7 protein-coding genes are annotated in these 5,328 nt (G+C 65.1%); 3 read left to right on the forward strand and 4 right to left on the reverse strand.

Annotated elements, in window-relative coordinates; translation table 11 throughout:
• A partial coding sequence (locus tag VGD20_RS11100; protein ID WP_331134503.1) for a GNAT family N-acetyltransferase occupies window positions 1-267 on the forward strand: 267 nt, incomplete at its 5' end.
• Between the two features lie 6 nt (window positions 268-273).
• Here VGD20_RS11100 and VGD20_RS11105 read toward each other — a convergent pair.
• From VGD20_RS11105 to hemA, 3 genes are all read right to left on the reverse strand, one after another.
• Complete coding sequence (locus VGD20_RS11105) at window positions 274-1,533, reverse strand: YceI family protein (RefSeq protein WP_331134504.1); 1,260 nt, start codon at window positions 1,531-1,533, stop codon at window positions 274-276.
• Between the two features lie 72 nt (window positions 1,534-1,605).
• On the reverse strand, window positions 1,606-2,295 hold the full coding sequence (locus VGD20_RS11110) for a nitroreductase (RefSeq protein WP_331134505.1): 690 nt from the start codon (window positions 2,293-2,295) through the stop codon (window positions 1,606-1,608).
• Window positions 2,292-3,512, reverse strand: a complete 1,221-nt coding sequence (gene hemA / locus VGD20_RS11115; RefSeq protein ID WP_331134506.1) for a 5-aminolevulinate synthase — start codon at window positions 3,510-3,512, stop codon at window positions 2,292-2,294. The genes VGD20_RS11110 and hemA overlap by 4 nt, the downstream gene beginning before the upstream one ends.
• Window positions 3,513-3,726: 214 nt before the next feature.
• Between hemA and VGD20_RS11120 the strand changes: the two genes are divergently transcribed.
• Entirely contained in the window at window positions 3,727-4,251 is a 525-nt protein-coding gene (locus VGD20_RS11120) for a hypothetical protein (protein WP_331134507.1), read from the forward strand.
• Here VGD20_RS11120 and murI read toward each other — a convergent pair.
• Complete coding sequence (gene murI / locus VGD20_RS11125; protein WP_331134508.1) at window positions 4,248-5,051, reverse strand: glutamate racemase; 804 nt, start codon at window positions 5,049-5,051, stop codon at window positions 4,248-4,250. The two genes, VGD20_RS11120 and murI, sit on opposite strands and share 4 nt — an antisense overlap.
• 121 nt (window positions 5,052-5,172) lie before the next feature.
• On the opposite strand from murI, the gene VGD20_RS11130 reads away from it, so the two are divergent.
• The coding region (locus VGD20_RS11130; RefSeq protein ID WP_331134509.1) for a glycerol-3-phosphate acyltransferase at window positions 5,173-5,328 on the forward strand (156 nt) is incomplete at its 3' end.

Consider the following 5,328-nt stretch of genomic DNA (forward strand, 5'->3'; position numbering starts at 1 on the left):
GCGAGTATAGACGCGCACCGTCCCGGGGGGCGTTTCTGGTATCTCCATTATGTCGGCGTGCGGCCCGGGCACCAAGGCAAAGGCCACGGGGGAAGGATCATCCGCGCGCAGACCGCGATTGCCGATGCCGAAGCTCTGCCCTGCTGGCTGGAGACCGCGACGCCTGAAAATGTGCCGCTTTACGAACGACTGGGCTTTGTTACGCACGTCGAGTGGGACGTGTCCGGAGGCCCGCATTTCTGGGGGATGATACGGCCGGCGCGCTGACGAGGATCAGGACGCCGGGCGCGTCGCGGTGAAGGAGAAGGCGATATCAACCCCGGCAGCGATCGCGTCGGTCGCGGCCCATTCGCCCTGACCGACGCCGAACGCCGTGCGATCGATGCGCGCAGTGCCGGCGACGCGTGCCCGGTCGCCCTCGATGCGAAGCGTGAAGCGCAATATGGCGGGCTTGCTGACGCCGCGCAGATCGAGCGAACCGCGCGCTTCATAATTGTCGCCCCCGAGGTGGCGGACGTCGCGCGCGCTGAAGACCGCATCGGGATGCCCGCTGACGTCAAAGAAATCGCTGCTTTTCAGCGAATCGTCGCGTTGGCCATCGCCGGTGTCGGCCGAGGCGAGATCGACCGTGACGCGAATGGTCGATTTGGCCAGTTCGTCGGGGCTGAAGCGAATGGTGGCCCGCCAGCGACTGAAACGCCCGTCGATCGCTTCGCCGTTCCAGCGCGCCGTGAAGCCCAGCCGCCCTCCCGATGCGACCGTCCAGTCGGCGAGCGGCTGTTTTGCGCCTTCGGCGGCGGCTTTTTCGGCCGCATCGGCTTTGGGCGCATTCGCATTTTCCGTAGCGGGGATGGATGGTGTCGCCTTGGCTTCGGGCGTGGCCGCCGCCGCCGGCAGTTTTTGCAGGGGTGTCTGCTTCTTGTCCGGATAAATCGCATTACCGGCCGCGAAAACGACGAGGAGCAGCGCCAGCGCGCCGATCGCCGCGCCGACGGCCTTGCCGCGCGCGAAAGGGATCATGCGCTGGAGTTCGGGTTTGCCGAGCAACCACTGGTGGCGAAGTGCGCCCGCGATATGGAGCGCGAACAGCCCGATCGCGAGCCACGCCATCGCGCCGTGGATCGATTCCGCCGGCTCGTGCCAGCTCCGGCCTACCGGCAGGTGCGGCCAGGGAATGATGCCGTAGAGGAGGGTAGGGACCTGAACCCGCGCGGTCGAGACGAGCAGCCATCCGGTGACGGGCCCGAGGATCATCACCAGATAGAAAAGTCCGTGGACGATGCTCCCCAATGCACGCGTCCATGCCGGTCCCTCGGACGCGGGCGGACGCGGTGTGACCAGGCGAACCGCGAGCCGCGCGAGGCTGAGCAGCAGGATGGTGATGCCGACCGATTTGTGGAGCTGGTAGCGCGCGAACAGTTCGGGACTATTATTGCCTTCGAGCGCCCAGCCGAGCGCGATCTGGAACGCCAGCAGCAGCGCGACAAGCCAGTGAAGCGTGATGGCGGCGTAGCTATAGCGCTGTGCTGGCATGACAATCTTTCAGGGCCGTGGGGGAGATTCGGACTCGATCCTATCGGGTCATGCCGATCTTGTCGAAGGGCGCTAGTCGTCGAAGCCGACGAACCGTGCTGCCTCGTCGAGGGTCTTGCGGTTCGATACCACTGCATTGGCCGGAAAATCGGCGTCGGGCCAGCCCATTGCGACGCAGATCATGATGACCTGATCGTCGGGGATACGCGCATGTTCGCGCACCACGGGGCTTTGCATGATGCCCTGGCTGTTGATCACGCAGCCAAGCCCGCGCGACCATGCGGCGTTGACCAGCGCGTTGGTGACGGCGCCGCAGTCGAACGGCGCAATGTCGCTGCCGAGCAGCACGCGGTCGTAGGTCACGACGATGCTGACCGGGGCGTCGAACTGGCGAAAGCCACGCAGCACCCAGTCCTGCCGTGCATCCTTGTCATCGCGCGCGATACCCATCGCGCCGAAGAGCTGCTTGGCAATCTCGATCTGGCGTGCGCGATGATCGTCGGCAATGCCGTCGAAGCGGCGGAATTCCCGGCTGTCGGGGTTGCCCGCGAGAATACCGTCGGTGTTGCCCCGCCGGATCGCCGCCAGCGGTTCGCCCGTCACGACCGAGAAATTCCAGCACTGGTTGTTGAACGACGAGGGTGCGCGCATCGCGACCTCGAGAATCTCGGCAATCAGCGCTTTCGGAACGGATTTATCGAGGAAGCCGCGGATCGAGCGGCGTCCGACGACGACATCGTCGTAACCGGATGCGCGCGTCACGCCGCCTTCTGAAGCTGCAGTTCGAGGCGGTCCCAGATCTCGACGAGCGCCTGGGTCAGCTCGCGCATCATCGCCTCGTCGTGCGCCGGGCCCGGCGTGAAGCGCAGGCGTTCGGTGCCGCGCGGCACGGTCGGGAAATTGATCGGCTGCACATAGACGCCATATTCGGCGAGGAGGATATCGCTGATCTTCTTTGCGCGCACCGGGTCGCCGACCATCAGCGGGACGATGTGCGTCGTCGAATCCATCACCGGCAGACCGGCATCGCGGAAGCATTGCTTGAGATAGGCGGCCGCGGCCTGCTGCGCGTCGCGCTCGACGCTCGATGCCTTGAGGTGGCGCACGCTCGCGAGCACGCCGGCGACGAGCACCGGTGACAGGCTGGTCGTGAAGATGAAGCCCGGCGCATAGCTGCGGATCACGTCGATGATATTCTTTTCGGCGGCGATATAGCCGCCCATCACGCCGAACGCCTTGCCGAGCGTGCCTTCGATGAGCGTCACGCGGCTTGCGGCCTCGTCGCGGTCGGTGATGCCGCCGCCGCGCGGGCCGTACATGCCGACGGCATGGACTTCGTCGCAATAGGTGAGCGCGTTATATTTGTCCGCAAGGTCGCAGATCGCGTGGATCGGGGCGACGTCGCCGTCCATCGAATAGACGCTTTCGAACGCGATCAGCTTTGCCGCATCGGGATCGTCGGCGGCGAGCAGTTCCTCGAGATGCGCGAGGTCGTTATGACGCCACACACGCTTTTCGCAGCCCGAGTTGCGGATCCCCGCGATCATCGAGGCATGGTTGAGCTCGTCCGAATAGATGATGCAGTTCGGCAGAAGCTTGCCGAGCGTACCGAGCGTCGCTTCGTTCGAGATATAGCCCGACGTGAAGAGCAGCGCGCCGTCCTTGCCGTGCAGGTCGGCGAGCTCATGTTCGAGGTCGATATGATAATGGGTATTACCGCCAATGTTGCGGGTGCCGCCCGAACCCGCGCCGACGTCGTGCAGCGCTTCTTCCATCGCTTCGATGACCTTGGGGTGCTGGCCCATTGCGAGATAATCGTTCGAGCACCAGACGGTGATCGGCTTCGGCCCGTTGTGGCCGGCAAAGCAGCGCGCGTTGGGAAAGGCGCCGCGGTTGCGCAGGATGTCGATGAAGACGCGGTAGCGCCCTTCTTCATGCAGCCGGTCGATAGCCCGAGCGAAAATATCGTTATAGTTCACGTTGCAGCCCCGCAGTAAGGTGGCAATTCAGGCTCTTGGCCGCTCCCTCCAGCGGCTGTTAACACGCGCGCCAATAGCGTTGAATCTGGCCGAAATCCAGTGCGAACGATTCGCAAGTCACCGGATCGATTTGTGTGATCGAAAACACCGCGGCATTGACGCCGGACGGCTAAACCGTGAAATGCGAACGACAAAATTTGATGGAGTAGCCAGCATGCGCCTTGCCATGATCATGATCCTGCCCGTTGCCGCACTCGGGACGGGGATTTCGGCGGCAAAGGCGCCGCCGCCGCCGTTCGAAGGGACATGGATGAGCTGCGAGAGCTACCAGGGGTCGTCGATCTGCGCCTACACAGCGCTTGCGCAGCGCGGGACGCGGGTATGCGGCGTGCAGAGCGATTTTGCGACCAACAGCTATTATGTTCAGCGTTTCGTCGGGACGGCGCGGGGGAATGTCGTGGAGATCGACAAGATCTGCGGCGATCCCGGGTCGGAAACCGACACCTATTGTGCGGGACAGGCGCCTGCAGGCGCCGAGAAGGTGGGTTGGGGGACCTCGGATAAGCAATTGTCGCTGTGCAACGGGAGCCTGAGCGGAGGAACGAAGGGCGAAGTGTCCGCTTGCACGCGCGCGTCGGCGCGCAATGGCATGCCGAAAGTCGCGCGGCCGGGCGACGAGGGCCCCGAAGCCGAAGATCGCGCCTGGATGGCGTCGTGCGTGCGGGGAGAAGAGGGCTAGATCGTTTCGATCCGGCCGATGCCATAGGGCGTCAGCGCCGCGAGCGGCGGTGGCGGCCGGTCGGGGCTGCGCGTGAATACCGCGATTCCGGGTGTTGTCGCTGGCGGCCAGTCCTGTCCCTCGGTCAGATGCGCGATCCGCCGTGCGATGCCGGCGGCGCCGTCGATCAACTTTACGCCGGGGCCGGCCGCCGCCTGAAGCTCCTCCTCGAGCAGGGGGAAATGGGTGCAGGCGAGCACGATCACGTCGATGGCACCGCCGTCCGGTTGATCGCGCAGGCCAGCGACGGCGCGCGCGACGACGGCGGGATCGACGGGTTCGCCGCGCAGCTTTGCCTCGGCGCCGGTGACGAGACCGGGACTGCCGTGGCGCAGCACGATCTTGTCGCCCGCGAAACGCGCGCTGAGATCATCGACGTAGGGCTGGCGCACCGTTGCCTCGGTGCCGAGCACGCCGATGACGCCGCTTTGCGTGAGTTCGGCGGCAGGCTTGATCGCGGGGACGGTGCCGACGATCGGCAGGTCGAGCGCGGCGCGAACATGCGCGAGCGCGATCGTCGAGGCGGTGTTGCACGCAATGACCGCAAGCCGCGGCTGGTATCGTTCGACGAGCCGCCCGAGCAGCGCGGGGACGCGCGCCGCGAGTTCGGCCTCGCTCTTCTGGCCATAGGGCAAGCCGGCATAGTCGGCGGCGTAGACGATCGGCGCGGTCGGCAGCAGCGCGCGGGTCGGCCCCAGCACCGTGAGCCCGCCAAGGCCGCTGTCGAAGAAGAGGATGGGCGCGTCGGGTGCTGGATGCATGAAGGTCGCCTAGCAGGCAGACGTGATCGCTATCAAATCCATTTTGGCGGCCGGCCTGTCCTAATCGATTGATTGCGTCGGCCAACATCGCCACATTGCTGCAAACGGAGCGGGGATTTTCATGACGATTTTTTTGCTGGTCGCTGTCGGCTATCTTCTCGGCTCGATCCCGTTCGGTGTCATCCTGACACGTCTGTTCGGCGCCGGCGACCTGCGCCAGATCGGATCGGGGAATATTGGCGCGACCAATGTGCTGCGTACCGGGCGCAAGGGCTTG

The sequence above is a fragment of the Sphingopyxis sp. genome (assembly GCF_036402335.1).
Lineage (GTDB): Bacteria > Pseudomonadota > Alphaproteobacteria > Sphingomonadales > Sphingomonadaceae > Sphingopyxis.

Bases quoted from the DNA above. Each gene is read 5' to 3' on its own strand.
- VGD20_RS11120 (WP_331134507.1), top strand. From the start codon at position 3,727: ATGCGCCTTGCCATGATCATGATCCTGCCCGTTGCCGCACTCGGGACG.
- VGD20_RS11105 (WP_331134504.1), bottom strand. From the start codon at position 1,533: ATGCCAGCACAGCGCTATAGCTACGCCGCCATCACGCTTCACTGGCTT.
- murI (WP_331134508.1), bottom strand. From the start codon at position 5,051: ATGCATCCAGCACCCGACGCGCCCATCCTCTTCTTCGACAGCGGCCTT.